At 69.8% G+C, this 25,965-nt stretch carries 21 protein-coding genes and 1 tRNA gene; 10 read left to right on the top strand and 12 right to left on the bottom strand.

Translation table 11 applies throughout. The features are described from left to right. Positions 1–11: 11 nt before the first annotated feature. Together V8J36_RS06215 and V8J36_RS06220 are read right to left on the bottom strand one after the other, a co-directional pair. Positions 12–836, bottom strand: a complete 825-nt coding sequence (locus tag V8J36_RS06215; RefSeq protein ID WP_336466409.1) for an amino acid ABC transporter ATP-binding protein — start codon at positions 834–836, stop codon at positions 12–14. 238 nt (positions 837–1,074) lie between these two features. After that, positions 1,075–1,149: transfer RNA gene (locus V8J36_RS06220), tRNA-Thr, on the bottom strand. A gap of 206 nt (positions 1,150–1,355) precedes the next feature. Here V8J36_RS06220 and V8J36_RS06225 point away from each other — a divergent pair. From V8J36_RS06225 to V8J36_RS06245, 5 genes are all read left to right on the top strand, one after another. Next, entirely contained in the window at positions 1,356–1,535 is a 180-nt protein-coding gene (locus V8J36_RS06225; protein WP_336466410.1) for a hypothetical protein, read from the top strand. 25 nt (positions 1,536–1,560) lie between these two features. Then, positions 1,561–2,832 (top strand): UDP-N-acetylglucosamine 1-carboxyvinyltransferase, encoded by a 1,272-nt coding sequence (gene murA / locus V8J36_RS06230; protein ID WP_336466411.1) that lies wholly within the window; start codon positions 1,561–1,563, stop codon positions 2,830–2,832. 91 nt (positions 2,833–2,923) lie between these two features. Then, positions 2,924–3,403: a DUF2948 family protein gene (locus tag V8J36_RS06235; RefSeq protein WP_336466412.1), complete on the top strand. Its 480-nt coding sequence runs from the start codon at positions 2,924–2,926 to the stop codon at positions 3,401–3,403. A 147-nt stretch (positions 3,404–3,550) separates the two neighbouring features. After that, a complete protein-coding gene (gene hisD / locus V8J36_RS06240) occupies positions 3,551–4,852 on the top strand; it encodes a histidinol dehydrogenase (protein ID WP_336466413.1) in 1,302 nt (433 codons plus the stop codon). 15 nt (positions 4,853–4,867) lie between these two features. Continuing rightward, a complete protein-coding gene (locus V8J36_RS06245; RefSeq protein WP_336466414.1) occupies positions 4,868–5,506 on the top strand; it encodes a dienelactone hydrolase family protein in 639 nt (212 codons plus the stop codon). Here V8J36_RS06245 and V8J36_RS06250 read toward each other — a convergent pair. From V8J36_RS06250 to V8J36_RS06270, 5 genes are read right to left on the bottom strand one after another with little or no spacing between them, the layout of a single operon-like run. Further along, the gene (locus tag V8J36_RS06250; protein WP_336466415.1) at positions 5,503–6,285 is read right to left on the bottom strand and encodes a crotonase/enoyl-CoA hydratase family protein; all 783 of its coding nucleotides are present in this window, start codon (positions 6,283–6,285) and stop codon (positions 5,503–5,505) included. The two genes, V8J36_RS06245 and V8J36_RS06250, sit on opposite strands and share 4 nt — an antisense overlap. Next, on the bottom strand, positions 6,282–7,157 hold the full coding sequence (locus V8J36_RS06255) for a hydroxymethylglutaryl-CoA lyase (protein ID WP_336466416.1): 876 nt from the start codon (positions 7,155–7,157) through the stop codon (positions 6,282–6,284). Before V8J36_RS06255 ends, V8J36_RS06250 begins: the two co-directional genes overlap by 4 nt. Then, positions 7,150–9,180: an acetyl/propionyl/methylcrotonyl-CoA carboxylase subunit alpha gene (locus V8J36_RS06260; protein ID WP_336466417.1), complete on the bottom strand. Its 2,031-nt coding sequence runs from the start codon at positions 9,178–9,180 to the stop codon at positions 7,150–7,152. The genes V8J36_RS06255 and V8J36_RS06260 overlap by 8 nt, the downstream gene beginning before the upstream one ends. Positions 9,181–9,187: 7 nt before the next feature. Then, on the bottom strand, positions 9,188–10,795 hold the full coding sequence (locus tag V8J36_RS06265; protein ID WP_336466418.1) for a carboxyl transferase domain-containing protein: 1,608 nt from the start codon (positions 10,793–10,795) through the stop codon (positions 9,188–9,190). Then, positions 10,792–11,958 carry an acyl-CoA dehydrogenase family protein gene (locus V8J36_RS06270; RefSeq protein WP_336466419.1) on the bottom strand — a complete coding sequence of 389 codons (1,167 nt, stop codon included), beginning with the start codon at positions 11,956–11,958 and terminating at the stop codon, positions 10,792–10,794. Before V8J36_RS06270 ends, V8J36_RS06265 begins: the two co-directional genes overlap by 4 nt. A gap of 451 nt (positions 11,959–12,409) precedes the next feature. On the opposite strand from V8J36_RS06270, the gene V8J36_RS06275 reads away from it, so the two are divergent. The 4 genes from V8J36_RS06275 (at position 12,410) to V8J36_RS06290 (ending at position 17,799) form a co-directional block, all read left to right on the top strand. After that, a complete protein-coding gene (locus tag V8J36_RS06275) occupies positions 12,410–14,044 on the top strand; it encodes a peptide ABC transporter substrate-binding protein (RefSeq protein WP_336466420.1) in 1,635 nt (544 codons plus the stop codon). Between the two features lie 99 nt (positions 14,045–14,143). Then, positions 14,144–15,067 (top strand): oligopeptide ABC transporter permease OppB, encoded by a 924-nt coding sequence (gene oppB / locus V8J36_RS06280; protein WP_336466421.1) that lies wholly within the window; start codon positions 14,144–14,146, stop codon positions 15,065–15,067. Between the two features lie 28 nt (positions 15,068–15,095). Beyond that, positions 15,096–16,001 (top strand): ABC transporter permease subunit, encoded by a 906-nt coding sequence (locus tag V8J36_RS06285; protein WP_336466422.1) that lies wholly within the window; start codon positions 15,096–15,098, stop codon positions 15,999–16,001. Between the two features lies 1 nt (position 16,002). Then, positions 16,003–17,799, top strand: a complete 1,797-nt coding sequence (locus V8J36_RS06290; RefSeq protein WP_336466423.1) for an ABC transporter ATP-binding protein — start codon at positions 16,003–16,005, stop codon at positions 17,797–17,799. Positions 17,800–18,536: 737 nt separating this feature from the next. Here the strand turns inward: V8J36_RS06290 and V8J36_RS06295 are convergent. The 5 genes from V8J36_RS06295 to V8J36_RS06315 all read right to left on the bottom strand — a co-directional run bounded on the left by V8J36_RS06295 (position 18,537) and on the right by V8J36_RS06315 (position 24,981). Then, complete coding sequence (locus tag V8J36_RS06295) at positions 18,537–20,225, bottom strand: hydantoinase B/oxoprolinase family protein (RefSeq protein ID WP_336466424.1); 1,689 nt, start codon at positions 20,223–20,225, stop codon at positions 18,537–18,539. Position 20,226: 1 nt separating this feature from the next. After that, entirely contained in the window at positions 20,227–22,290 is a 2,064-nt protein-coding gene (locus V8J36_RS06300; protein WP_336466425.1) for a hydantoinase/oxoprolinase family protein, read from the bottom strand. Positions 22,291–22,388: 98 nt separating this feature from the next. Further along, positions 22,389–23,582 (bottom strand): 3-oxoadipyl-CoA thiolase, encoded by a 1,194-nt coding sequence (pcaF, locus tag V8J36_RS06305; RefSeq protein ID WP_336466426.1) that lies wholly within the window; start codon positions 23,580–23,582, stop codon positions 22,389–22,391. After that, positions 23,579–24,277, bottom strand: coding sequence for a 3-oxoacid CoA-transferase subunit B (locus V8J36_RS06310; RefSeq protein ID WP_336466427.1), 699 nt, complete (start codon positions 24,275–24,277; stop codon positions 23,579–23,581). The genes pcaF and V8J36_RS06310 overlap by 4 nt, the downstream gene beginning before the upstream one ends. After that, positions 24,274–24,981: a 3-oxoacid CoA-transferase subunit A gene (locus V8J36_RS06315; protein WP_336466428.1), complete on the bottom strand. Its 708-nt coding sequence runs from the start codon at positions 24,979–24,981 to the stop codon at positions 24,274–24,276. The genes V8J36_RS06310 and V8J36_RS06315 overlap by 4 nt, the downstream gene beginning before the upstream one ends. Positions 24,982–25,083: 102 nt before the next feature. Here V8J36_RS06315 and V8J36_RS06320 point away from each other — a divergent pair, with 102 nt between their 5' ends. Beyond that, on the top strand, positions 25,084–25,839 hold the full coding sequence (locus V8J36_RS06320; RefSeq protein ID WP_336466429.1) for an IclR family transcriptional regulator domain-containing protein: 756 nt from the start codon (positions 25,084–25,086) through the stop codon (positions 25,837–25,839). Positions 25,840–25,965: the final 126 nt, after the last annotated feature.

The following is a 25,965-nucleotide window of genomic DNA, read 5'->3' on the forward strand; positions in this document are numbered from 1 at the left end:
AGCCGGGCGGCTCAGTCGGTGACGCGGGACAGGAAGGCCTGCAGCTCGGGCGTCTGCGGATGCTCGAGCACGACGCGCGGGTCGCCCTGCTCGCAGACCTTGCCCTTGTGCATGAAGATCACCCGGTCGGCGACGCCGCGCACGAAGCCCATCTCGTGGCTGACAGAGATCATCGTCAGCCCTTCCGCGGCCAGATCGCGCATCACCGTCAGCACCTCGCCCTTCAGCTCGGGGTCCAGCGCCGAGGTCACCTCGTCGAACAGCAGCGCGTCGGGCTTCATCGCCAGCGCCCGGGCGATGGCCACCCGCTGCTGCTCGCCGCCCGACATCTGGTGCGGATAGGCCCCGGCCCGGTGCGACAGGCGCACCTTGTCCAGCAGCGCCTGCGCCTCGGCACGCACCTCGGCCGCGGGGCGGCCCTGCACCTGCACCGGCGCCTCGCAGACATTCTCGAGCGCGGTCATGTGCGGGAACAGGTTGAAGCTCTGGAACACCATCCCGAGCTTGGTGCGATAGGGCAGCAGCTCGCGCTCCGACATCTTCAGGCGGTAGGCGCCCGAGGTCTTCCAGCCGATCTCCTGCCCGTTCCAGAAGATCTTGCCCTGATCGGGGCGGATCAGCAGGTTGAGGCAGCGCAGCAGCGTCGACTTGCCCGAGCCCGAGGCCCCGATGATCGCCAGCACCTCGCCGCGGCGGACGGTGAAGTCGACGCCGCGCAGGATGTGCTGCGCGCCCAGCGTGATCTCGATCCCGCGCACGTCGAGCAGCGGCGGCGCCGCCGCGGGCTCCTGCCCCGGCACCGCGTCGCTGGACTGGGGAATGCGGTCATCGGGCATGGGTCTGCATCCGGGGTTTGGAATATCTCAGATATATTACCAGATACTCCCCAAGCGACAAGACCCTTGTTCGCCCCGCCGCGACCGCGGCAGGTGTCGCTGTCGCCCGACAAGGGACGTGCGCAGGCGCGGATGACAACGGCGCGGACGCCGGGCGGTGAAGACACCGCACAAGCCTCGCGCAATGGATGAACGCAGCCATCCAAACGATTGATTTTCATGACGTATGAAGGAAGGATGGTGCTGTGAGAGAGGATTGAACTCTCGACCTCTCCCTTACCAAGGGAGTGCTCTACCACTGAGCTACCACAGCGCCGAACCGCGGGCCGTCGTCCTTTTGCAAGGCCACCCGGGCGGTGTGGCGGGGATTTAGACGCAAACTCCGGAGGGCGCAAGCGCAATTTCCGGCATTTTTCACCCGCCCCGCAAATTGGGCCGCACGCCCCGACGTCACCCGCGCCGGCGTCCCGCCGCGCCCGGTTCTGGACGCCGCCCGCGCCCCGCGCTAGGAAGACCGGCATGGACGCAACCGCGCGCAGACTGGCCCGCCGCGAGGCCGCCAAGCAGGCAAGGGCCGAGCAGGAGGCACGGCTCAAGGCCGCGCTCAAGGTCAACATCGCCCGCCGCAAGGCGCAAGCGAAGGCCCTGGCGACATCGCGCGACGCGGACGGCGACGAGGATCAGAACGAGACCGGCTGACGACGGCCGGCGGAAAGGCGGGCAGATGGATTCGATACGCATCGTGGGCGGGGCCGAGCTGAACGGGCGCATACCGATCGCCGGCGCCAAGAACGCCTGCCTCACGCTGATGCCGGCCACGATCCTGACAGACGAGCCGCTGACGCTGACCAACGCGCCGCGCCTGTCGGACATCCGCACCATGACGACGCTGCTGCAGTCGCTGGGCGCCGAGGTCGCGGGCCTGCAGGGCGGACAGGTGCTCGCCATGTCCTCGCATGACCTGACCTCGGTCCATGCCGACTATGACATCGTGCGCAAGATGCGCGCCTCGATCCTGGTGCTGGGGCCGCTGCTGGCGCGCTTCGGCCGGGCCGAGGTCTCGCTGCCCGGCGGCTGCGCCATCGGCGCGCGCCCCGTCGACCTGCACCTGAAGGCGCTGGAAGCCATGGGCGCGGAAATCGACCTGGCCGAGGGCTATGTGAAGGCCCGCGCGCCGGCCGGCGGCCTGAAGGGCGCGGTGATCGACTTCCCGCTGGTCTCGGTCGGCGCGACCGAGAACGCGCTGATGGCCGCGACGCTGGCCAAGGGCACCACGGTCCTCAACAACGCCGCGCGCGAGCCCGAGATCGTCGATCTCGCGCACTGCCTGCGCCGCATGGGCGCGCAGATCGAGGGTGAAGGGACCGCGACCATCACCATCCAGGGCGTCGAGCGTCTGGGCGGCGCCACCCATCCCGTCGTCGTCGACCGGATCGAGCTGGGCACCTACATGCTGGCCCCGGCGATCACCGGCGGCACCGTCGAATGCCTTGGCGGACGGATGGAGCTGGTCGGCGCCTTCGCCGAAAAGCTCGATGCCGCGGGCGTCTCGGTCGAGCAGACCAAGGACGGGCTGAAGGTCAGCCGGAAAAACGGCCGCGTTTCGGCCGTCGACGTGACGACCGAGCCCTTCCCCGGCTTCCCCACCGACCTGCAGGCGCAGATGATGGCGCTGCTGTGCACCGCCGAGGGCCGCAGCACGCTGCACGAGACGATCTTCGAGAATCGCTTCATGCACGCCCCCGAACTGACCCGGATGGGCGCGCGGATCGAGGTGCATGGCGGCTCGGCCGTGGTCACCGGGGTCGAGCGCCTGAAGGGCGCGCCGGTGATGGCGACCGACCTGCGGGCGAGCGTGAGCCTGATCCTCGCGGCGCTGGCCGCCGAGGGCGAGACGGTGGTGAGCCGGGTCTATCACCTCGACCGCGGCTACGAGCGGGTCGAAGAGAAGCTGGGCGCCTGCGGGGCCACGATCGAGCGGATCCGCGAGGCCTGACCCCCGCTTCCTTGACCCCGCCCGCGCGCGCCGCATCTTGGCGCGGGACGGCCGCCGCCGCCGCCGCTGAACGGAGAACGGAGAACGACCCATGCAGGACGACGCGCGTTTCGAGGACGGGGCCGAACGGGCACTGCACCTGGGCGCGATCACGCCCGAGGATCTGCAGGTGATCTCGGCGCTCTGCCAGGATGCGGTGCTGACCGGCGCCGATATCCGCTGGGAGCCGAAGGCGCGCCGGCTGGTGCTGCTGGTGAACCGCTTCCGCTGGGAGGATCGCACCGAGGCCACGCGCGAGGGCCGCGCGCCGGAACGGGTGCGGGCGCTGCTGATCCTGGGCGGCGTGCTGCGCGTGTCGTCGCAGGGGATCGCCAGGGGTGACGGCGACATGGTGCTGTCGCTCCTGGGCCTGGGCTGGGAGCCCGGCGCGGACGGCGCGGGGCGCCTGGTGCTGACCTTCGCCGGCGACGGCGCGCTGGCGGCCAGCGCGGAATGCCTCGACGTGACGCTGCGCGACGTGACCCAGCCCTATGTCGCGCCCTCGGGCAAGGTCCCGCACCACCCCGAGTGAACGGCCGAAACAGGGACGGGGGGAGCAGCGGCTCCCCCCGCGCCCCCCTGCGCTCTGGCGCTTCTGCCCGCGCGGCGTGCAGCGTTCCCTGTTGAGGCCAAGGCTCCGCTCGGCTAAGCCCGGCGGCGACCGACCGGAGGGCGCGAGATGCCGCAATTCCTGACCACCACCGACGCGGGCTTCGAGGCCGCCTTCACCGCGCTTCTGGGCCAGAAGCGCGAGGACGCGCCCGATGTCGATGCCGCCGTCGCCGCGATCATCGCCGATGTCCGCGCCCACGGCGATGCCGCCGTCATCGAGCTGACCGCGCGCTTCGACCGGCTGGAGCTGACGCCGGGAACGTTGGCCTTCTCGGCCGCAGAGATCGAGGCGGAATGCGCCAAGGTCGGCCCCGAGGACCGCGCGGCGCTGGAACTGGCGGCAGAACGGATCCGCGCCTATCACGCCCGCCAGATGCCCGCGGATGCGCGCTGGACCGAGCCCTCGGGCGCCGAGCTTGGCTGGCGCTGGACGCCGGTTTCGGCCGCGGGGCTCTATGTGCCGGGCGGGCTTGCCTCTTATCCCTCGTCGGTGCTGATGAACGCGATCCCGGCGAAGGTGGCGGGGGTCGAGCGGCTGGTCATCGCCTGCCCGACCCCGGGCGGCGCGGTCAATCCGCTGGTGCTGCTGGCGGCACGGCTGGCGGGCGTCGACACGGTCTATCGCATCGGCGGGGCGCAGGCGATCGCGGCGCTGGCCTATGGCACGCAGACCATTGCCGGCGTCGACAAGATCACCGGCCCGGGCAATGCCTATGTGGCGGCGGCCAAGCGGCGGGTCTTCGGCAAGGTCGGCATCGACATGATCGCCGGCCCGTCGGAGATCCTGGTGATCGCGGACGCCGACAACGATCCCGACTGGATCGCGCTCGACCTCCTGAGCCAGGCCGAGCATGACGAAAGCGCGCAGTCGATCCTGGTGACGCCCGATGCCGATTTCGCCCGCGCCGTCGTGGCGGCGGTCGAGGCGCGGCTTACGACGCTGGAACGCCGCGCCATCGCGGGCGCGAGCTGGCGCGATTTCGGCGCGGTGATCGTGACGCGCGACCTGGCCGAAGCGGCGGCGCTTTCGAACCGCGTCGCGCCCGAGCATCTCGAGCTGTGCGTGGCCGACCCCGACGGGCTGGCGGAGGCGATCACCCATGCGGGCGCGATCTTCCTCGGCGGCTGGACGCCCGAAGCGATCGGCGACTATGTCGGCGGGCCGAACCACGTGCTGCCGACGGCGCGCTCGGCGCGGTTCTCGTCGGGGCTCTCGGTGATGGACTTCCTCAAGCGCACCACGCTGGCGAAGATGACCCCGGCGGCACTGGCGGCGATCGGGCCGGCGGCGGAGCGGCTGGCGATCTCGGAAAGCCTCGAGGCGCATGGGCTGTCGGTCAGGGCGCGGCTCGACCGGCTGAACGGATAGGCAAGGTCGGGGGGGATGCGATCCCCCCCGCGCCCCCCGCGTTTCGGGTTGCCGTTCCGGGCGGTGCGCGGGAAGCTTGCGCCGCGGTCAACGGAGGTGCCGATGGCGGATGTCGTCCTGTTCCATTCGATCCTCGGGCCCGGTCCCTCCGAGGCGGCGCTGACGCGCGCCCTCACCGCCGCCGGGCACCGGGTCAGCGCGCCCGATCTCTTCGGGGGACGAAGCGTGCAGGACTATGACGCGGGCTTCGCGCTGAAAGACGCCATCGGAGACGCGGTGATTCTGGAGCGCGCCCGCGCCGCGCTCGCGGCAGCGCCGGCGGATGCGGTGCTGGCGGGCGTCTCGTTCGGCGGTTTCCGGATCGGCGCGCTCTGGCAGCCCGAAACGCCCGCGGCGCTGCTGATCTCGGGCGTCGCAGCCTGGCCCGAGCCGCCGCGGCCTGATCTGAGACTCGAGGCGCATGTCGCCCGCCCCGATCCCTTCGACGACGAGGAATTCTTCGCCGACTGGGCCGCGACCTGCCAGGGCCAGGCGGTGCTGCACCGCTATGACGGCGCGGGGCACCTGTTCCTCGACGACCGGCTGCCCGATTACTCGGCCGAGGCCGCGCGGCTCTGCCTGACGCGCGCGACGGCCTTCCTGAACAGCCTCTAGGCCCAGGGCGGCGGGCGCTTGCCGAAGAAGGCCGCGATCCCCTCGCGCGCCTCGTCGGTCTCCCAGGCATCGGCCAGCGCGGCGACCGACAGCGCTATCTCTGCCTCGCCGATCCGCGGCCCCAGCGCGCGGGCAAGGGCCTTCGCCCGCCCGACCGCCCCGGGCGCCACCGCAAGATAGGGCGTCACCTCGGCCTCGAGCGCCTCTTCGGCGGCCTCGGCCGATACCACCCGCGCGACAAGCCCCAGATCGCGCGCCTCCTCCGCGCCGAAGACCCGGGCCGAGAAGAACACCCGCCGCGCCCGGCCCTCGCCCATCCGGGCCAGCACGTAAGGCGCGATCGTCGCCGGGATGATCCCCAGCCGCGTCTCGGTGAAGCCGAAGCGCGCGCCCTCGACCGCCAGCGCCACGTCGCAGACCGAGGCCATGCCGAGCCCGCCCCCGAAGGCGCCGCCCTGCACCAGCCCGATCAGCGGCGCGGTCAGCGTGTTCAGCGCCTGCAGCATCGCCGCCAGCCGCCCGGCCTCGCGCATCCGCGTCGCGCGGTCGGCCTCGACCTGCGCCATCATCCAGCCAAGATCGCCGCCCGCGCAGAACACCTCGCCCGCGCCGCGCAGCACCACGGCACGGATCGTCGGATCGGCATTGGCCCGGGCCGCGAAGTCGGTCAACTCGCCGATCATCGCCCCCGACAGCACGTTGCGCTTCTCGGGCCGGTTCAGAAGCAGCGTCACCACGCCGCGCGCGTCGCGGGCAACTTCCAGCGTCTCGTAGCTCATCCCGCCCTCCCGGCGCCCGGCCTCCCTGTGATCGTCCGTGCGAAACTGGCGGCGCGGTCCAGCGCCGCGGGGTCGATGCCGGTCTCGAACCCCAGCGCGTGCAGATGTGCCACCACCGCCTCGGTCGCGACATTGCCCGAGGCGCCGGGCGCATAGGGACAGCCCCCCAGCCCCGCGACCGAGGCGTCGAAGACCCGCAGCCCATAGCCCAGCGCGGCCGAGATGTTGTCGAGCGCCCGCCCGCCAGTGTCGTGGAAATGGCCGGCAAGCCGGGTGACCGGCAGCTCGACCGCCAGCAGGTCCAGAAGCTGGGCCAGCGTCTCGGGCACCGCGCGCCCGATGGTGTCGCCGAGACTGACCTCGTAGCAGCCCATGTCGATGAGCGCGCGCGCCACCCGCAGCACCTGCGCGGGCGCGACGCGGCCGTCGAAGGGGCAATCGGTCACGCAGGAGACATAGCCGCGCACCGGCACGCCCCGCGCCTGCGCCGCTTCAAGCACCGGGACGAAGCGCTCGAGGCTCTCGTCCACCGAGGCGTTGATATTGGCGCGGCTGAACCCTTCGGAGGCCGAGGCGAAGACCGCGACCTCGTCCGCCCGCGCGGCAACCGCCGCCTCGAAGCCCTTCAGGTTCGGCGCCAGCGCGGCATAGCGCAGCCCCGCGCGGCGGGTGATGCCGGCCATCACCTCGGCCGCGTCGGCCATCTTCGGCACCCATTTCGGGCTGACGAAGCTGGTGACCTCGATCCGGTCGAGCCCGGTGTCGGACAGCAGGTCGACCAGCGCGATCTTCTGCGCGGTGGTCACCGGCGCGGCCTCGTTCTGCAGCCCGTCGCGCGGCGACATCTCGAAAATCGCGACCCGCTCAGCCATCGGCGTCGTCCATCCTGACCAGCAGGTCGCCGTCCTGGACCTGCGCGCCAAGCGCGACCCCAAGGCTCTCGATCCGGCCCGCGCGCGGCGCGCGCAGAAGATGCTCCATCTTCATCGCCTCGAGCACCAGCAGCGCCTCGCCCTCGGCGACCTCCTGACCCTCGGCGGCCATCAGCCGGGTGACGAGGCCGGGCATCGGGGCGCGGATCTCGTTGCCGCCCGCGCCAGAGGCCTCGGCGCGGTCGAGCGGGTCGAGCCGGGTCCAGTGCCAGCTCGCGGCCCCCGAGGCGATCGTCACTGCCTGTGGCGGGGTCGGGATGCCTCCGGCGGGGATATTTGGACCAGTGAGATGGGGGGAGGTCACGCGGAACGGGCGGGTCAGCTCGCCGCGGCGCAGGGTGATCGTGCCGGGCGTGGCGGCGAAGCGCCAGGTCTCGCCCGCCATCGTCACCCGGTCGTCTTCGAGGCTGAGGGTCACCGGGTGCTCGGTTTCGGCATGGACAAGGGTCAGGGCGATCTCGGCCGGGCCCCAGTGGCGGTAGAGCCGCGCGGCGGACCAGGGGTCGTTGCGCTCGGGCGGGGCCGAAAGGCCGGCGAGGGCCAGCGCCGCGGCGAGGCAGGCCTCGGGCGGCGGCGGTTCGGTCGCGGTCAGGGTCGCGAGATCGCGGCCGATCAGGCCGGTGTCGACCTCGCCCGCCGCGAAGCCCGGATGGCGGGTCAGCGCGCCGAGGAAGCCGAGGTTCGTCACCACGCCCGCGACCTGCGTAGCGGCCAGCGCCTTTTCCAGCCGCGCCAGCGCGGTGGCGCGGTCGGGGCCATGGGCGATGATCTTCGCGATCATCGGGTCGTACCAGGGGCTGACCTGATCCCCCGCCCGCACGCCGGCGTCGATGCGGACGGGACCGCGCGCGAACTCCGCACCTTGCGGGAAATCGAGCCGGGCCAGCCGACCGGTGGCGGGCAGGAAGCCTTTCGGAACATCCTCGGCATAGAGCCGCGCCTCGAAGGCGTGGCCGTCGATCCTGAGGTCGCCCTGCGCGACGGGCAGCGGCTCTCCGGCCGCCACGCGCAGCTGCAGTTCCACGAAATCGAGGCCGGTGATCGCCTCGGACACCGGGTGTTCGACCTGCAGGCGGGTGTTCATCTCCATGAACCAGAAGCCGTCGGCGCTGAGGCCGCGCGAGCCATCGGCGATGAACTCGACCGTGCCCGCACCGCGGTAACCGATGGCGCGCGCCGCCTCGACCGCCGCCTGCCCCATCGCCGCGCGGACCTCGGGCGTCATGCCGGGGGCCGGGGCCTCCTCGATCACCTTCTGGTGGCGGCGCTGCAGCGAGCAGTCGCGCTCGAACAGGTGGATCACGTTGCCATGGGCATCGGCGAAGACCTGGATCTCGACATGCCGGGGCGCGGTCACGTATTTCTCGACCAGCACGGCCGGGTCGCCGAAGCTGGCCTGCCCTTCCCGCTGCGCCGAGGCGAGGCTTTCTGCGAAGTCCTGCGCCCGGTCGACCAGCCGCATCCCCTTGCCGCCGCCGCCCGCGCGGGCCTTGATCAGCACCGGGTAACCGATGCGATCGGCCTCGGCCTGAAGATGCGCAGGATCCTGATCCGCGCCGTGATAGCCCGGCACCACCGGCACGCCCGCGGTCTCCATCAGCGCCTTGGCCGCGTCCTTCAGCCCCATCGCCCGGATCGCCGAGGCCGGGGGGCCGATGAACACCAGCCCCGCCGCCTCGACCGCCTCGACGAAGTCGGGGTTTTCCGACAGGAAACCGTAGCCCGGGTGGATCGCCTCGGCGCCGGTCTCCAGCGCGGCGGCGATGATGCGGTCGCCGCGCAGGTAGCTGTCGGCCACCGCCGGCGGCCCGATGCGCACGGCCATGTCCGCCAGCGCGACGTGCTTCGCGCCGGCGTCGGCGTCGGAATGCACCGCCACCGTCTCGATGCCCATCTGGCGGCAGGTGGCGATGACCCTGCAGGCGATCTCGCCGCGGTTGGCGATCAGGATGCGTCTGAACATCGGGACCTCACATCCGGAACACGCCGAAGCGCGTCGGCTCTATGGGGGCGTTGAGGCTCGCGGCCAGCGACAGCGCCAGCACCTCGCGCGAGCGGCGCGGATCGACGATGCCGTCGTCCCAGAGCCGGGCCGAGGCGTAGAGCGGGTGCGACTGGCGCGCGAACATCTCGATCGTGGGGGCCTTGAAGGCGGCCTCGTCCTCGGGCGACCATGTGCCGCCCTTGCGCTCGATCCCCTCGCGCCGCACGGTGGCGAGCACCCCCGCCGCCTGTTCGCCGCCCATGACCGAGATCCGCGAATTGGGCCATGTCCACAGGAAGCGGGGGCTGTAGGCGCGGCCGCACATGCCGTAGTTCCCCGCCCCGAACGAGCCGCCGACCAAAAGCGTCACCTTCGGAACGCTCGTCGTCGCCACCGCCGTCACCAGCTTGGCGCCGTCCTTGGCGATGCCGCCGGTCTCGTAGCGGCGGCCGACCATGAAGCCGGTGATGTTCTGCAGGAACACCAGCGGGACCCGACGCTGCGAACAGAGCTCGACGAAATGCGCGCCCTTCTGCGCGCTTTCGGAGAACAGGACCCCGTTGTTCGCGACGATCCCCACCGGGATGCCCATGACATGCGCGAAACCCGTCACCAGCGTCTCGCCATAGCGCGGCTTGAACTCGTCGAAGCGCGAGCCGTCGACCTGCCGCGCGATCACCTCGCGGATGTCGTAAGGCGTGCGCAGGTCGGCCGGCACCACGCCCAGCATCTCGTCGGGGTCGTAGAGCGGATCCTCGACCGCCGCCCGTTCCGGCCCCGCAGGCCGCGTGCGGTTCAGCCCGGCCACCGCCTGACGGGCCAGCGCCAGCGCATGGGCATCGTCCTCGGCCAGATAATCCGCCACGCCCGACAGCCGGGTGTGCACATCGCCGCCGCCCAGATCCTCGGCCGTCACCACCTCGCCGGTCGCGGCCTTCACGAGCGGCGGACCGGCGAGGAAGATCGTCCCCTGCCCGCGCACGATGATCGTCACATCCGACATCGCCGGAACATAGGCCCCGCCCGCGGTGCAGGACCCCATCACCACGGCGATCTGGGGGATGTTCTTCGCCGACATCCGCGCCTGATTGTAGAAGATCCGCCCGAAATGGTCGCGGTCGGGGAAGACCTCGTCCTGATTGGGCAGGTTCGCGCCGCCACTGTCGACCAGATACACGCAAGGCAGGTGGTTCTCTTCCGCGATCTCCTGCGCGCGCAGGTGCTTCTTCACGGTCAGCGGATAGTAGGTCCCGCCCTTCACCGTGGCGTCGTTCGCCAGCACCATCACCTCGCGCCCCGCGACCCGGCCCACGCCCGCGATCACCCCCGCGCCCGGCACCTCGCCCTCGTAAAGCCCGTGCGCCGCCGTCGCGCCGATCTCGAGGAAGGGCGAGCCGGGGTCGAGAAGCCCCGTCACCCGGTCGCGCGGCAGCATCTTGCCGCGCCCCACGTGGCGCTCGCGCGCGACCGCACCGCCGCCCGCGCGCGCGGCCTCGACTGCCGCGGCGACCTCGGCCAGCTGGGCCTCCTGCGCCGCGCGGTTGGCGGCGAACTCCGCGCCGCCGGTCAGGACCTTCGACCGCAGAACGCTCATGCCCCCTGCGCCCCCATCAGCTCGCGCCCGATCAGCATCCGCCGGATTTCCGAGGTCCCCGCCCCGATCTCCATCAGCTTCGCGTCGCGGAACAGCCGCGAGACCACGGAATCGCCCAGGAAGCCCGCGCCGCCCAGCGCCTGCACCGCCTGATGCGCCTGCACCATCGCCTGCTCGGAGGCGTAAAGCACGCAGGCCGAGGCATCGGCGCGCGTCACCCGCCCCGCGTCGCAGGCCTTGGCCACCTCGTAGACATAGGCCCGGGCCGAGTTCAGCGCCGTGTACATGTCGGCGATCTTGCCCTGCATCAGCTGGAAGGACCCGATCGGCTGGCCGAACTGCTGGCGCTCGACCATGTAGGGCATCACCTCGTCCAGACAGGCCGCCATGATCCCGGTCCCGATCCCCGACAGCACGACGCGCTCGTAATCCAGCCCCGACATCAGCACCTTGGCGCCGCGCCCGACCTCGCCCAGCACGTTGCCGCCCGGCACCTCGACATTCTCGAACACCAGTTCCGCCGTGTTCGATCCCCGCATCCCCAGCTTGTCGAAATGCGGGCTGGTCGAAAACCCGACCATCTCGCGCTCGATCAGGAAGGCGGTGATGCCCTTCGAGCCGGCCTCGGGGTCGGTCTTGGCATAGACCACCAGCACGTTCGCGTCGGGCCCATTGGTGATCCAGTATTTCGTGCCGTTCAGCACCCAGCCGTTGCCGCGCGGCTCGGCCCGCAGCTTCATCGACACCACGTCCGACCCCGAGCCCGCCTCGGACATCGCCAGCGCGCCGACATGCTCGCCCGAGACCAGCTTCGGCAGGTAGCGCGCCTTCTGCTCGGGGCTGCCGTTCAGCTTGATCTGGTTCACGCAGAGGTTCGAATGCGCCCCGTAGCTGAGCGAGACCGAGGCCGAGGCCCGCGCGATCTCCTCGACCGCGATCACATGCGCCAGATAGCCCATGTCGGCGCCGCCGTATTCCTCGGGCACGGTGATGCCCAGCAGGCCCATCTCGCCCATCTCGCGCCAGAGCGCGGCCGGAAAGACATTGCCGCGGTCGACCTCGGCCGCCAGTGGCTTTACCCGCTCCTGCGCCCAGCGGTGCACAGTCTCGCGCAGCGCGCCGACCTCGTCGCCAAGGTCGAAGCGCATCGAATGGTGGAACATCGCCCCCTCCTCACTCTCTCCCGGCGCGGGGCCCGGACCCTTGCGAATGATCCTGACCCGAGTCGCGCCGCCTCCGTCCCCGACAATCGGTCAACGCCCGATTCAGGACAGCGGAACGTGGCGGCACGCCCCAGTTGCCGCCACGTCGGGGCGGAAAGCCGCTGAGCCGGTCGCGCGCAAAGGCCGCACTCACGGCCGATCACGAAACGCTCATCCGTCAGGCACTTGGGTCCGGCAGGGGCGCGAAAACCCTTCGCACACCAAGGAAAATGGGCATTTCGGCAGGGATCCGCCGCCCCGGCAGCTTACGCGAAGGCAATGTCGACAGGGCCGGGAACCGTCGTTCCTATACGGGCTTCGGCTTCAACGGCCGCCGAGACGGACCCGGAAAAGGGCAGCAAACCGCCGACGGCCGCGCAACCCCGAATTGAAACCATCAGGGAGCTTTCACATGACCGCACGGATCCAGAGCCTGTCGGCCGTTCTTCTCGCATCCACCGTCCTCGCCGGGGCCATCGCCGGCCCGCTGGCCGCGCAGGGCACCGCGCCGAATGGCGACAAGCTGGCCGATGACCAGACGCTGACCATCCGGATGCTCGACGAACAGTCCTCGCTGGATCCGCAACTGATCGAGGACGTGTCGGGCTCGGACATCGCGCGCCAGCTCTTCGAAGGGCTGACCAATCAGGATGCCGACGGCAAGCTGACGCCCGGCGTCGCCGAAAGCTGGGACGTCAGCGAGGACAAGCTGACCTACACCTTCCATCTGCGCGATGCGAAATGGTCGAACGGCGATCCGGTGACCGCGGATGACTTCGTCTACGCCTGGCAGCGCGCCGCCGACCCGGCGACCGCCTCGGAATACCAGTGGTTCATCGGCCTGATGTCGATCAAGAACGCCGATGCGGTGATCAAGGGCGAGATGAAGCCCTCCGAGCTCGGCATTCGCGCGGTCGATCCGAAGACCTTCGAGGTGACGCTGTCCTCGCCGATCCCCTACTTCCCGCAGATGACCTCGCACACCACGACCTACCCGGCGCCGAAGAAGGTGATCGAGGAATTCGGCGAGCAGTGGACCGCGCCCGAGCACATCGTCTCGAACGGCGCCTACAAGCTGTCCGAACATGTCCCGAACGAGCGCACCGTCGCCGTGAAGAACGAGAACTACTGGGACGCCGCCAACGTCAAGATCGAGAAATTCGTGACGCTGGTGATCAACGACGAGAGCCAGGCCCTGACCCGGTTCCAGTCGGGCGAGCTCGACCGCACCGAGATGCCCGCGGGCCAGTTCCCCCGCATGCAGAAAGAGCACCCCGAGGAAGCCGTCAGCTTCCCGCGCCTGTGCAACTACTACTACACGTTCAACGTCTCGGACTCGGGCCCCGAGGCCTTCAAGGACGTGAAGGTGCGCCAGGCGCTCAGCCTTGCCATCGACCGCGACATCATCACCAAGAACGTGCTCGCCGGCGGCCAGCCGCCCGCCTACACCTTCACCCCGGCCGCGACCGCGAACTTCGTGATGCCGGATGTCGAGGCCGCGAAGATGACGCAGGCCGAGCGTGACGCGAAGGCGAAAGAGCTGCTGACCGAGGCCGGCTATGGCCCGGACAACCCGCTGAAATTCGACATGCTCTACAACACCTCGGAGGATCACCAGAAGATCGCCGTGGCCATGTCGCAGATGTGGAAGCAGAAGCTGGGCGTGCAGGCGACGCTCGCCAACCAGGAATGGAAGACCTTCCTCGACACCCGCAGCCAGCAGGCCTTCGACATGGCCCGCGGCGCCTGGTGCGGCGACTACAACGAGGCCTCGACCTTCCTCGACCTGCTGACGACCTCGTCGGGCTCGAACGACGGCAAGTATTCGAACCCCGAGGTCGACAAGCTGATGCTGGACGCGCGCACCGCCGCCGACCCGCAGGCAGACTACACCAAGGTCGAAGAGATCATCGCCGACGAGATGCCGGTGATCCCGGTCTACCACTACGCGGGCGTCTACATGCTGGACACCGACGTCGGCAACTGGCCGGTGAACAACGTCGAGCAGAACTGGTACGTCAAGGACATGTGGAAGAAGGCCGAGTGACGGCGCTTCCCCGCGGGTGATCCCCGGCCCTGCCCGCGCAGCCCGCGGGCGGGGCCACACCCGCACCCTGCCCCTTCCGCCCTTGTCCGGTTCATTCCCATGCTGAATTACATCCTCCGTCGGCTGCTGATCGCGATCCCGACGCTTCTGGTGCTGATCGTGGTCTGCTTCCTCTTGATGCACGCCGCCCCCGGCAGCCCCTTCACCTCGGAACGCGCCCTGCCCCCGCAGGTGCTGGCCAATATCGAGGCGCGCTACGGGCTCGACAAACCGCTGGTGTTCCAGATGTGGGACTACCTGGTGAACGTCGTCACCCGCTTCGACTTCGGGCCCAGCTTCGTCTACCGCGACCGCACCGTGAACGGCATCATCTCGCAGGGCTTCCCGGTGACGCTCACCTACGGCACGCTCTCGTTCATCGTGGCCGTCATCGTCGGCGTGTCGCTGGGCGTCGCCGCGGCGTTGCGCCAGAACACTTGGCTCGACTACCTCGCGGTCGGCACCAGCTTCTCGGCCCAGGCGCTGCCGAACTTCGTGATGGCGCCGATCCTCGTGATCATCTTCACCTGGAAGCTCGGCTGGCTGCCCGGCGGCGGCTGGAACGGCGGCGCCTGGCCCTATCTGGTGATGCCGGTGATCGCCCTTTCCACCTCGTTCATGGCCTCGATCGCCCGCATCACCCGCTCGTCGATGCTGGAAGTCCTGAACGCGAACTTCATCCGGACGGCCCGCGCCAAGGGCCTGCCCGCCCGCACCGTGGTCTGGCGCCACGCGATGAAGCCCACGATGATGCCGGTGGTCAGCTACCTCGGCCCCGCCTTCGTCGGCATGATCACCGGCTCGGTGGTCATCGACATGTATTTCTCGACCGGCGGCATCGGCCTCTTCTACGTGAACTCGGCGCTGAACCGCGACTATTCGGTGATGCTCGGCCTCACGATCCTCTACGGGGCGCTCACCATCGTCTTCAACCTGATCACGGACATCGCCTATGCCTGGCTCGATCCGAAGATCCGCTACTGAGGGCCCTGACATGACACAGGAAACCCGAATGGACCGGATCGCGGAGCACCTGACCGACACCGAGGTCAAGGGCCGCTCGCTCTGGCTCGACGCCGCCCGCCGCTTCCGGCGCAACAAGGCCGCCGTCGGCGCCGTCATCGCGCTGCTGCTCGTCATCGCCTTCGTCCTGATCGGCCCGGCCTTCGCCCGCTGGTCGAACGAAGAGATCGACTGGACCCTGATGGGCGATGTCGCGGGCCAGGGCATGCCCAACGTGGAAAACGGCCATTTCTTCGGCCTCGACGAGCTTGGCCGCGACCTCTACGCCCGCGTCATCCAGGCCACCGGCACCTCGCTGGTGGTGGGCGTGATCGGTGCCTTCGTCTCGGTGGTGATCGGCACGCTCTACGGCGCGGTCGCGGGCTTCGTCGGCGGACGCACCGACAACCTGATGATGCGCGCCGTCGACATCCTGCTGGCGGTGCCCTCGATGTTCGTCATCATCCTGCTTCTGGTCATGTTCGGGCGCAGCTTCTACATGCTCTTCGTCGGCATCGGCCTTGTCAGCTGGCTGGAGATGTCGCGCATCGTCCGCGGCCAGACCCTGTCGCTCCGCCACCGCGAATTCATCGAGGCCGCCCGCGCCGCCGGCGTCGGCACCACGACGATCATCCTGCGCCACATCGTCCCGAACCTTCTGGGCGTCGTCGTGGTCTATGCTTCGCTTCTGGTACCGCAGATCATCCTGACCGAAAGCTTCATCTCGTTCCTCGGCCTCGGCGTGCAGGAACCCGCGACCTCGCTCGGCGCGCTGATCTCGGCGGGCGCGGCGACCATCACCTACGGGACGGTCTGGCAACTGGCCTTCCCGCTCGTCTTCTTCCTCGTCACCATCGTCTCGATGTTCTTCATCGGCGACGGCCTGCGTGACGCGCTCGATCCGAAGGACCGCTGACATGGCACTGGTTGAAGCAAGGGATCTGAAAGTCACCTTCCAGACCGGCGACGGCCCGGTCGAGGCGGTGAAGGGCGTCAGCTTCGACATCGCCGCCGGCGAATGCCTGGGCATCGTCGGCGAGAGCGGATCGGGCAAGAGCCAGACGATGATGGCCGCGATGGGGCTTCTCGCCCGCAACGGCCGCGCGAGCGGAAGCTTCCGCTTCGACGGGCAGGACCTGCTGACCCTGCCCGCGCACGAGGCCGGCAAGATCCGCGGCGCCGACGTGTCGATGATCTTCCAAGACCCGCTGACCGCCCTCACCCCCCACCTCACCGTCGGCCAGCAGCTGGGCGAGGTGCTGGCCCATCACAAGGGCCTGAAGGGGGCCGAGGCGCGGCGCATCAGCCTCGACTGGCTCGACCGGGTCCGCATCTCGGACGCCGCCCGCCGCATCGCGCAATACCCGCACGAGCTTTCGGGCGGCATGCGCCAGCGGGTGATGATCGCGATGGCGATGCTCTGCAGCCCCCGGCTCCTGATCGCCGACGAGCCCACCACCGCGCTCGACGTGACAGTGCAGGCCGAAATCCTCGACCTGATGGCGGCCCTGCAGCGCGAGGAAGGCACCGCGATCGCGCTGATCACCCATGACATGGGCGTGGTCGCGCGGATGTGCGACCGCATCCAGGTGATGCGCCACGGCGCCTATGTCGAGGAAGGCACCGCCGCCCAGATCTTCGCCGCCCCGCGCGAGGACTACACCCGCAAGCTGATCGACGCGATGCCCCGCATCGACGCGCCCGAGGGCCCGGCCCGGACCGATGCCCGCGGCCAGCAGATCCTCGACGTGCGCGACGTGAAGGTGCATTTCCCGATCAAGCTGCAGCAGGGGATCTTCGGCAGGACCGTCGATCTCAAGGCGGTGGATGGCGTCAGCTTCGACCTGCGCGCGGGCGAGACGCTGGGCATCGTCGGCGAATCCGGCTGCGGCAAGTCCACGCTCGCCCGCGCGGTGCTGCAGCTGATCCCGCCGACCGCCGGCGCGGTCAGCTGGCTCGGCACTGACCTCACGAGCCTCGACGCGGGCGCGCTGAAGAAGCAGCGGCGCGACCTGCAGATCGTCTTCCAGGACCCACTCGCGTCGCTCGACCCGCGGATGACCATCGCCCAGTCGATCGGCGAGCCCTTGAAGACCTTCCAGCCCGGCCTCACCCGCTCCGAACGCCGCGCGAAAGTGCTGGCGATGATGGACCGCGTGGGCCTGCCCGCTTCGATGCAGAACCGCTACCCGCACGAGCTGTCGGGCGGCCAGAACCAGCGCGTCGGCATCGCGCGCGCGATGATCAACACCCCGAAGCTGATCGTCTGCGACGAAGCGGTCTCGGCCCTCGACGTCTCGATCCAGGCCCAGGTCCTCGACCTGTTGCGCGAACTGCAGGCCGAATTCGGCATGGCGATGCTGTTCATCAGCCACGACCTCGCCGTGGTGCGCGAGATCTCGCACAGGATCCTTGTGCTCTACCTCGGCCGGGTGGTGGAATTCGCCGACCGCAACCGGATCTACGAAAGCCCGCTGCACCCCTACACGCAGGCGCTGATCTCGGCGGTGCCGATCCCCGACCCGGGCGTCGAGCGCAGCCGCACCCGCCTGCGGCTTCCGGGCGAGCTGCCCTCGCCGCTCACCCCGGGCGCGCAGCTGCGTTTCCTGCCCTCGCGCCGCGCCGACACGGGCTATCTGCCGCGCCTCTCGGAAGCGGCACCCGGCCACTACGTGGCCGAGCACGACAGCCTCGAGACGATCCTCGCGCAGTGAACCGGGCCGGGGGAGATGCATCTCCCCCGGACCCCCTGCCCATTCGCATTGGCCCAAATATCCCGGGGGCGAGGGGGCAGCGCCCCCTCTCTTTTTATGACCGGACCGTTCCTCCACCGCCCGCAGGGGGTGTACGGGGGGTGTACGCGCGGTGCACGGAAGTCACCCTGACATTTCGCAGCAGGATCAGGATCTTCGAGGGGAGAGAGCGGAGACGCGGCGGCCCCAGGGAGGAGGAGGGGGCCGCCGCTTGATCCCGAGGCTCAGGGAGGAGGAGGAGCCTCTGGAATTCCGCTGCGAGGCGTTAAGCATCGCGTAACCCCGATATGCCTGCTGGCCCCGAGTCGTGCAACGCACGCTTCCGCAACCCCGCCCTGCGTCCCGCGCAAGGCATCTGTCATCGAAATGTTGCAATGAAAACAAGCCGCAAGCGAACGGGGCGCTGCGGCTTCGAGACGATATTGGAAGGGAGAGAGGCGGAGGCGCGGCGACCCCAGGGAGGAGGAGGGGGTCGCCGCATGATCCCGAGGCTCAGGGAGGAGGAGGAGCCTCTGGAATTCCGCTGCGATGATCTCGTCATCGCGTGCTTTCCATATGCCTGCCGGGACCGAGTCGTTCAACGCCCCCTTCTGCAACCCCGCCCTGCAGCAAACGCAAGGGTCTTTTCACACTGCCTTCACATTAAGCAGCAACAGCCACCCCAAGTCGTAACCCGTTGTAAAAAAACCCGCTCAGGATCAGACCTCGCGCGCCGCCGCGCCGAACAGCGCCCGCGCTTCCTCGGCCGAATAGCGCCCAAGGCGCACATCCTCGGCCACCAGCGCCGGGTCGCGGGCCTGCGGATCGCCATAGCCGCCGCCCCCCGGCGTGCGCACATGCACCCGGTCGCCGGCCGCCAGCGGAATGTCCTGCGCCTTCGACAGATGCGCCGGCACCATCGCCTGCCCGCCCCGCGTCACCACAACCCGGTTCACCCCGCCATCGGCCCCGCCCAGCGCCCCCTGCGGCCCGAAGCGGCCATGGTCCATCACGAAGCTCGCCCGCGCGGTCCCGCCGCGCAATTCGACTTCGTAATCAAGGCCGAAGCCGCCGCGATGCCGCCCTGCCCCGCCCGAGCCCTCGTGCAGCGCATAGCGGTGGTACAGCACCGGGAACTGCTGCTCCATGATCTCGACCGGCGGCGCCTTCGAGATGCCGATGGTCGAGCAGCCGTTGGAAATCCCGTCGCCCCCTGCCCAGCCGCCATAGCCGCCGCCCGAGATCTGGTACATGACGAAGGGTCCCGCCGGCCCCTCGCCGCCCAGCGCGAAATTGCCCGACGACCCCGCCGGCGCCGCCGTCACCCGGTCGGGCAGCGCCTCGACCAGCGCGGCAAAGACCGCCTCGGCGATCCGCTGGCTGACCTCGGCCGCGCAGCCAGAGACCGGACGCGGATAGCGGGCGTCGAGGAACGTCCCCTCGGGGCGAAGGATTTCAAGGGGTTCGAAGGCCCCGGCCGAGATCGGCACCTCGGGGAAGATGTGGCGCATCGCGAGATAGACCGAGGACAGCGTCGTCGCCAGCACCGAGTTCATCGGCCCCGCGCAGGGCGGGCTGGAACCGGCGAAGTCGAAGACCAGCCGCTCGCCATCCGCGGTGATCGCCAGCCGGATCTCCAAAGGCGCGTCCACGACACCGTCGCTGTCGATCCAGGCGCTGGCCCGCCAGACGCCCTTGGGCACCCGCGCCACCGCCGCCCGCATCTGCGCCGCCGCCCGCGCACGCAGCTCGGCGATCGCCTCGGCCACCACCGCGTCGCCATAGCGGTCCAGCAGCCGGTTCAGCCGCGCCTGCCCCACCAGCAGCGCCGCCGCTTGTGCCTTCACATCGCCGATCCGCTGGTCCGCCACCCGGATGTTCGAGCAGATGATCGCGTAGATCTCGGGGTCGAGTTCGCCCTTCTTGAACAGCCGCACCGGCGGCAGCCGCAGCCCCTCCTGCTCGACCGCGGTGGCCGAGGCCGAGAAGCCCCCCGGCACCGCGCCGCCGGTGTCGGGCCAGTGCCCGGTGTTCGACAGCCAGCAGAAGATCTCGCCGTCGCGGTAGAAAGGCATCGCGAAGCGCACATCCATCAGGTGGGTGCCGCCCAGATAGGGGTCGTTGACGATGTAGATGTCGCCCGGCTGCGGCGCGGCGACGGTGCCCGCCGCGATCATCTCGATGATCGTGCGGGTCGAATACTGCATCACCCCAACGAAGACCGGCAGGCCCTGCGAGCCCTGCGCGATCAGGCTGCCGTCCGCGGCCGAATAGATCCCGTCCGAGCGGTCGTTGGCCTCGGCGATGACCGGGCTGAAGGCGGCGCGGGAAAAGCTCAGGTCCATCTCGTCGCAGACCTGCTGCAGGCCGGACTGGATGACCGAAAGGGTGATCGGGTCGATGGCCATCTCAAAACCCCTTCACGGTGACGATCAGGTTGCCCAGCGCATCCTGCGCCGCCTGGTCGCCCGGCGACAGGACCAGCGTGCAGTCCATCTGCTCGACAATGGCCGGGCCGTCGATGCTCGCCCCTTCGGGCAGATGGTCGCGCCAGTAGACCGGCGTCTCGTGCCAGTCGTCGAAGAAGACCGGGCGGGTGCCGGTCTGCGCCTCGGCCAGCGTCGCGCGGCGCCCCGCGGCGTCGATCAGCCGCGCGAGGTCGATCTCGGGCCGCCGGCCGATGACCGAGGTGTTCACGTTCACCACCGCCGGGCGGATTTCCGGCAGGCGCACCTGGAACCGCCGGAAATAGGCCTCTTCGAAGGCCAGGCGAAGCTCTTCGCGGCTGGGGGTCGGCCCGGGCAGCGGCACCCGCAGCAGGTGGGTCTGGCCGATGAAGCGCATGTCGACCGAATGCAGGCAGGTGAGTTCGGCGATCTCGACATGCTCGGCCTCGATCAGCGCCGTGCCCTCGGCGATCTGGCCCGCGAAGGTGGCGTGGATCGCCCCGATGTCGGCGCCGGCCAGCGCCATGTTCACCGTGGTCACGTAGTCGTGGCGCAGGTCGGCCACGATGCAGCCCAGCGCGTTGGTGATCCCCGGCCGCGCCGGCACCAGCACCCGAGGCACGCCCAGCTCGCGCGCGATGTCGCAGGCATGCAGCGGCCCCGCCCCCCCGAAGGCGAAGAGCGCGAAATCCCGCGGGTCCTCGCCCAGCGAGACCGAGACCATGCGCACCGCATCGGCCATCTTTGCCGTGGCGATCCGCAGCACCGCCGCCGCCGCCGCCACCGGCGCCAGCCCCAGCGGCGCGCCAAGGGTGGCGAAGGCCGCCTCGATCGCCTCGCGCGTGACCGCGCCCGAGATGGTGTTCAGCCGCGCCGGGTTCATCCGGCCCAGCGCCATGTTGGCGTCCGAGATCGTCGGCCGTGTCCCGCCCTTGCCATAGCAGATCGGCCCCGGCACCGAACCCGCGCTGTCCGGCCCCACCTGCAGAAGCCCGCCCGCGTCGATCCGCGCGATCGAGCCGCCCCCCGCGCCCACGGTGCGCACATCGACCATCGGCACATGGATCGGCATCGCGTATTCGATCTCGATCTCATTGCTGGTCGCGGGCTCGGCGCCCTTGATCATCGCAACATCTGTCGAGGTGCCGCCCATGTCATAGGTCAGCAGGTTCGGGATCCCCGCGCGGCGCCCGGTATAGGCCGCGGCCATCACCCCCGAGGCCGGGCCCGACATCACCGTCTTCGCGGCCTCTTCCGCCACGCGGCGGGCCGAAACCATGCCGCCGTTGCCGTTCATCACCAGCAGGTCACGGGCATAGCCGCGCTCTGACAGCCGGTCGGCCAGACGCTCGACATAACGGCGCAAGAGCGGCTGGACCGAGGCATTGACCGCCGCGGTCACGCCCCGTTCGTATTCGCGGCTTTCCGACAGCAGCGCATGGCCCAGCGTGATGTTGCGATTGGGCCAGACCTCGGCCGCGATCTCGCCGGCGCGGATCTCGTGCGCGGGGTTGGCATAGGCGTGCAGGAAATGGATCACCACCGCCTCGCAGCCCATCCCGACCAGCCGGGCCAGCGCCGCGCGCAGCGCGTCCTCGTCGAGCGCGGTGTGCACCGCGCCCTCGGCCAGCATCCGTTCCGGCACCTCGAGCCGCAGGTCGCGCGGGATCAGCGGGCGGAAGTCGCCCTTCATGCCATAGGCCTGCGGGCGGGTCCGTCGCCCGAGTTCCAGCACATCGCGGAACCCTTGGGTGGTGATCAGCCCGGTGCGGCAAAGCTGGCGTTCTAGCACCGCGTTCGTGGTGGTCGTGGTGCCATGCACGATCAGGTCCAGCGCCGCCGCATCGACCCCCGCCGCATCCAGCGCGTCAAGCACGCCCTGCGACTGGTTGTCGAGCGTGGTCGGCACCTTGGCCAGATCCACCCGGCCCGAGCGGGCGTCGTACTGGATCAGGTCGGTGAAGGTGCCGCCCACGTCGATGCCGGCAAACCGGCCGGACAGGGCCTTCTTCGGTGCCTCGGGCATGGCGGCCTCGCTTCGTTGGCGCACAAACGAATTTCCCCCGACGCTACGAACGCCGGGGGAGAGCTGTCAAGCTTGGCGGCAGGCGGGGCGCTGCGCGCTCAGACCGCCTCCAGCGCGATGGCGATGCCCTGCCCCACGCCGATGCACATGGTGCTGAGCGACTTCTGGCCCGGCTTCAGCTCCAGCGCCGCGGTGCCGGTGATGCGCGCGCCCGACATGCCCAGCGGATGGCCAAGCGCGATGGCGCCGCCGTTCGGGTTCACCCGCGGGTCGTCATCGGCGATGCCGAGGTCGCGCAGCGTGGCGAGGCCTTGGCTGGCAAAGGCCTCGTTCAGCTCGATCACCGCGAAGTCCTGCTGGGTCAGGCCCAGCCGTGCCATCAGCTTCTTCGACGCGGGCGCGGGCCCGAAACCCATGATCCGCGGCGCGACGCCGGCGGTGGCGCCGCCCAGCACGCGGGCGATCGGCGTCAGCCCGTGGCGCTTGGCGGCCTCGGCCGAGGCGAGGATCAGCGCCGCCGCCCCGTCGTTCACGCCAGACGCGTTCCCGGCGGTGATCGTGCCGCCGGGTTTCACGAAGCCCTTGAGCTTCTGCAGCGCCTCGAGGGTCGTCGCGCGGGGATGCTCGTCGGCCGAGATCACCACCGGGTCGCCCTTGCGGCTCGGGATCTCGACCGGCGCGATCTCTTGCGCGAGCCGACCATTGGCCTGCGCGGCGGCGGCCTTCTGCTGGGACCGAAGCGCGAAGGCGTCCTGATCCTCGCGGCTGACATGGAAGTCCTCGGCCACGTTCTCGGCGGTCTCGGGCATCGAATCGACGCCGTATTGCGCCTTCATCAGCCGGTTGACGAAGCGCCAGCCGATGGTCGTGTCATGCACCTCGGTCGAGCGCGAGAAGGCGCTTTCGGCCTTGGGCATCACGAAGGGCGCACGCGACATCGACTCGACGCCCCCGGCAATGGCGAAGTCGATCTCGCCCGCCTTGATCGCGCGGGCGGCGGTGATCACCGCGTCCATGCCCGAGCCGCAGAGCCGGTTCATCGTGGTGCCCGGCACCGTCTCGGGCAGCCCGGCCAGCAGCAGCGACATCCGCGCGACGTTGCGGTTGTCTTCGCCCGCCTGATTGGCGCAGCCGTAGATCACCTCGTCGAGGTCGGCCCAGTCGAGGTTGTGGCGCGCCATCAGCGCCTTCAGCGGCACCGCGCCCAGATCGTCGGCGCGCACCGGCGAGAGGCCCCCGGCGTAACGCCCGATCGGGGTGCGGATGTAGTCGCAGATATAGACTTCGGTCACTTCAATTCCTCCGGGCAGATCAGCTCGCCCACTGGGCCCTCGGTCCCCAGTGGCGCGCCGGTCACGGCCTGCAGCGCCTCGAGCGTGATCGCCGGGATCTTCTCGCGCAGCACGAAGCCGCCATCCACCACGTCGACCACGGCGAGCGAGGTGTAGATGCGCGTCACGCAACCGACGCCGGTCAGCGGCATGGTGCAGGCGGCCAGCAGCTTCGGCTCGCCCTTCTTGGTGCAGTGGTCGGTCAGCACCGCCACCCGCTTGGCACCGTGCACGAGGTCCATCGCGCCGCCGACGGCCGGGACACCGCCCTTGCCGGTCGACCAGTTGGCCAGATCACCGTTCTGCGCGACCTGGTAGGCACCGAGGATCGCCACGTCGAGATGGCCGCCGCGCACCATCGCGAAGCTGTCGGCATGGTGGAAAAAGGCGGTGCCGGGCTTGATCGTGATCGCCTTCTTGCCGGCGTTGATGCAGTCCCAGTCCTCTTCGCCCTTCGCAGGCGCCTCGCCGAAGTCGAGCACGCCGTTTTCGGTATGGAAGATCGCCTGCTTGCCCTTCGGCTGGAACTTGGCGACCATTTCCGGGAAGCCGATGCCGAGGTTGACATAGGCGCCATCCTCGATGTCCTGCGCCGCGCGCCAGGCGATCTGGGCGTTCGAAAGCTTGATGGCTTCGATGTCGATCACGTCGCTCATGGGTAGACGGCTCCCGCCCGGTTGAGTTCCTCTTCCTGCGCGGGCTTTGCCACCTCGACGACATGGTCGACGAAGATGCCCGGCGTCACCACCTGTTCGGGGTCGATCCCGCCCAGAGGCACGATGCGGCTGGCCTGCACGATGGTCGTCGTCGCGGCCATGGCCATGATCGGGTTGAAGTTCCGCGCCGCCATCCGGTAGGTCAGGTTGCCGTGCGGATCGGCCGCTTCGGCCTTGATCAGCGCGAAATCCGCCTTCAGCCAGCGTTCCTGCACGTAAGGTCGCCCCTCGAAGACCTCGACCGGCTTGCCCTTGGCAAGGTCCGTGCCGAAGGAAGTCGGCGTATAGAAGGCGGGGATGCCCGCCCCGCCGGCGCGGATGCGTTCTGCCAGCGTGCCCTGCGGCACCAGTTCCAGCTCGATCTGACCGGCCAGATAGGCCTCGGTGAAGACCACCGGATCGGCAGAGCGCGGGAACGAGCAGATCATCTTCGCGACCCGCTTCTGTTCGATCAGCGCGGCGATGCCGACGTGGCCGTTGCCCGCGTTGTTGTTGATGACGGTCAGGTCCTTGGCGCCCTGGTCGATCAGGGCGTGGATCAGCTCGATCGGCGCGCCGGAGCCGCCGAACCCGCCGATCATCACCACCGCGCCGTCCTTGATCCCCGCAACCGCTTCGGCCGGGGAGGTCAGTCTCTTGTCCATGTGGCAGTCCTCCTGCCCCGCGGGATACGCCCGGGCACGGAGTCGATCCAGCGTTTCGTGCGCATGTTGATCTTTGTTCAAGCTTCGCGCAAATTCGTGCGCATGTTGAACAAAACCGATATCATCGCCTCGCTGGCGAAGGGGCTGCGGGTGATCGAGGCCTTCGGGGCCGACCACCCCCGGCTGTCGATCGCCGAGGCCGCCGAGCGCACCGGGCTCGACCGCGCCACCGCCCGGCGCTGCCTGCTGACCCTGCATCACGAGGGCTATGCCGAATATGACGGCAAGTTCTTCACCCTGACGCCCCGCGTGCTGCGGCTGGGGATGGGGGCGCTGGCGGCGCTGCCGCTGGCACAGATGGTGCAGCCCTGGCTCGACCAGCTGTCGGACACCATCGGGCAGAGCTGCTCGGTCTCGATCCTCGACGGGGCCGAGATCGTCTATCTGGCCCGGGCGGCGCAGCGGCGGGTGATGTCGATCGGGCTCTTGCCCGGCTCGCGGCTGCCGGCGCATTGCACCTCGATGGGGCGGGTGCTGCTGGCGGGGCTGCCGCGCGCGCAGGCGGCGGCGATCATCGAGGCGGCGGACCTGACCCCGCGCACCGCCTTCTCGAAGACCGCGCCCGACGAGATTCTGGCCGAGATCGACCTTGTGCGCGCGCAGGGCTATGCGCTGATCGATCAGGAGATCGAGATCGGCCTGCGCTCGATCGCGGTGCCGCTTCTGGACGCGCGCGGGCGGGTGGTGGCGGCGCTGAACTCGGGCATGGCCGCGACGCAGGTCACGGCCGGGGTGCTGGTCGAGCAATACCTGCCCGAGTTGCTGAGGGTGCAGGCCGGGCTGCGGCGGGTGCTCTAGGTGCGCGGTTGCCGGTCAGGGGATCGGGCACAGGATCGTTCCGACCGTCACTGCCCCCCGGGGGCAGAGAGGCCGCCCGCGTGACGCGAGACAATGGAGGGATCGGGCGGCACTTGGTCCCGTGGT

This window comes from Frigidibacter sp. MR17.14 (assembly GCF_037095735.1).
Taxonomy (GTDB): Bacteria; Pseudomonadota; Alphaproteobacteria; order Rhodobacterales; family Rhodobacteraceae; genus Frigidibacter.

Bases quoted from the DNA above. Each gene is read 5' to 3' on its own strand.
- V8J36_RS06265 (WP_336466418.1), bottom strand. From the start codon at position 10,795: ATGAGCGTTCTGCGGTCGAAGGTCCTGACCGGCGGCGCGGAGTTCGCC.
- V8J36_RS06245 (WP_336466414.1), top strand. From the start codon at position 4,868: ATGCGATCCCCCCCGCGCCCCCCGCGTTTCGGGTTGCCGTTCCGGGCG.
- V8J36_RS06310 (WP_336466427.1), bottom strand. From the start codon at position 24,277: ATGAGCGACGTGATCGACATCGAAGCCATCAAGCTTTCGAACGCCCAG.
- V8J36_RS06300 (WP_336466425.1), bottom strand. From the start codon at position 22,290: ATGCCCGAGGCACCGAAGAAGGCCCTGTCCGGCCGGTTTGCCGGCATC.
- V8J36_RS06235 (WP_336466412.1), top strand. From the start codon at position 2,924: ATGCAGGACGACGCGCGTTTCGAGGACGGGGCCGAACGGGCACTGCAC.
- V8J36_RS06275 (WP_336466420.1), top strand. From the start codon at position 12,410: ATGACCGCACGGATCCAGAGCCTGTCGGCCGTTCTTCTCGCATCCACC.
- V8J36_RS06215 (WP_336466409.1), bottom strand. From the start codon at position 836: ATGCCCGATGACCGCATTCCCCAGTCCAGCGACGCGGTGCCGGGGCAG.
- V8J36_RS06285 (WP_336466422.1), top strand. From the start codon at position 15,096: ATGGACCGGATCGCGGAGCACCTGACCGACACCGAGGTCAAGGGCCGC.
- V8J36_RS06225 (WP_336466410.1), top strand. From the start codon at position 1,356: ATGGACGCAACCGCGCGCAGACTGGCCCGCCGCGAGGCCGCCAAGCAG.
- V8J36_RS06260 (WP_336466417.1), bottom strand. From the start codon at position 9,180: ATGTTCAGACGCATCCTGATCGCCAACCGCGGCGAGATCGCCTGCAGG.
- V8J36_RS06255 (WP_336466416.1), bottom strand. From the start codon at position 7,157: ATGGCTGAGCGGGTCGCGATTTTCGAGATGTCGCCGCGCGACGGGCTG.
- V8J36_RS06270 (WP_336466419.1), bottom strand. From the start codon at position 11,958: ATGTTCCACCATTCGATGCGCTTCGACCTTGGCGACGAGGTCGGCGCG.
- V8J36_RS06320 (WP_336466429.1), top strand. From the start codon at position 25,084: ATGTTGAACAAAACCGATATCATCGCCTCGCTGGCGAAGGGGCTGCGG.
- oppB (WP_336466421.1), top strand. From the start codon at position 14,144: ATGCTGAATTACATCCTCCGTCGGCTGCTGATCGCGATCCCGACGCTT.
- V8J36_RS06315 (WP_336466428.1), bottom strand. From the start codon at position 24,981: ATGGACAAGAGACTGACCTCCCCGGCCGAAGCGGTTGCGGGGATCAAG.
- V8J36_RS06290 (WP_336466423.1), top strand. From the start codon at position 16,003: ATGGCACTGGTTGAAGCAAGGGATCTGAAAGTCACCTTCCAGACCGGC.
- V8J36_RS06250 (WP_336466415.1), bottom strand. From the start codon at position 6,285: ATGAGCTACGAGACGCTGGAAGTTGCCCGCGACGCGCGCGGCGTGGTG.
- murA (WP_336466411.1), top strand. From the start codon at position 1,561: ATGGATTCGATACGCATCGTGGGCGGGGCCGAGCTGAACGGGCGCATA.
- V8J36_RS06295 (WP_336466424.1), bottom strand. From the start codon at position 20,225: ATGGCCATCGACCCGATCACCCTTTCGGTCATCCAGTCCGGCCTGCAG.
- hisD (WP_336466413.1), top strand. From the start codon at position 3,551: ATGCCGCAATTCCTGACCACCACCGACGCGGGCTTCGAGGCCGCCTTC.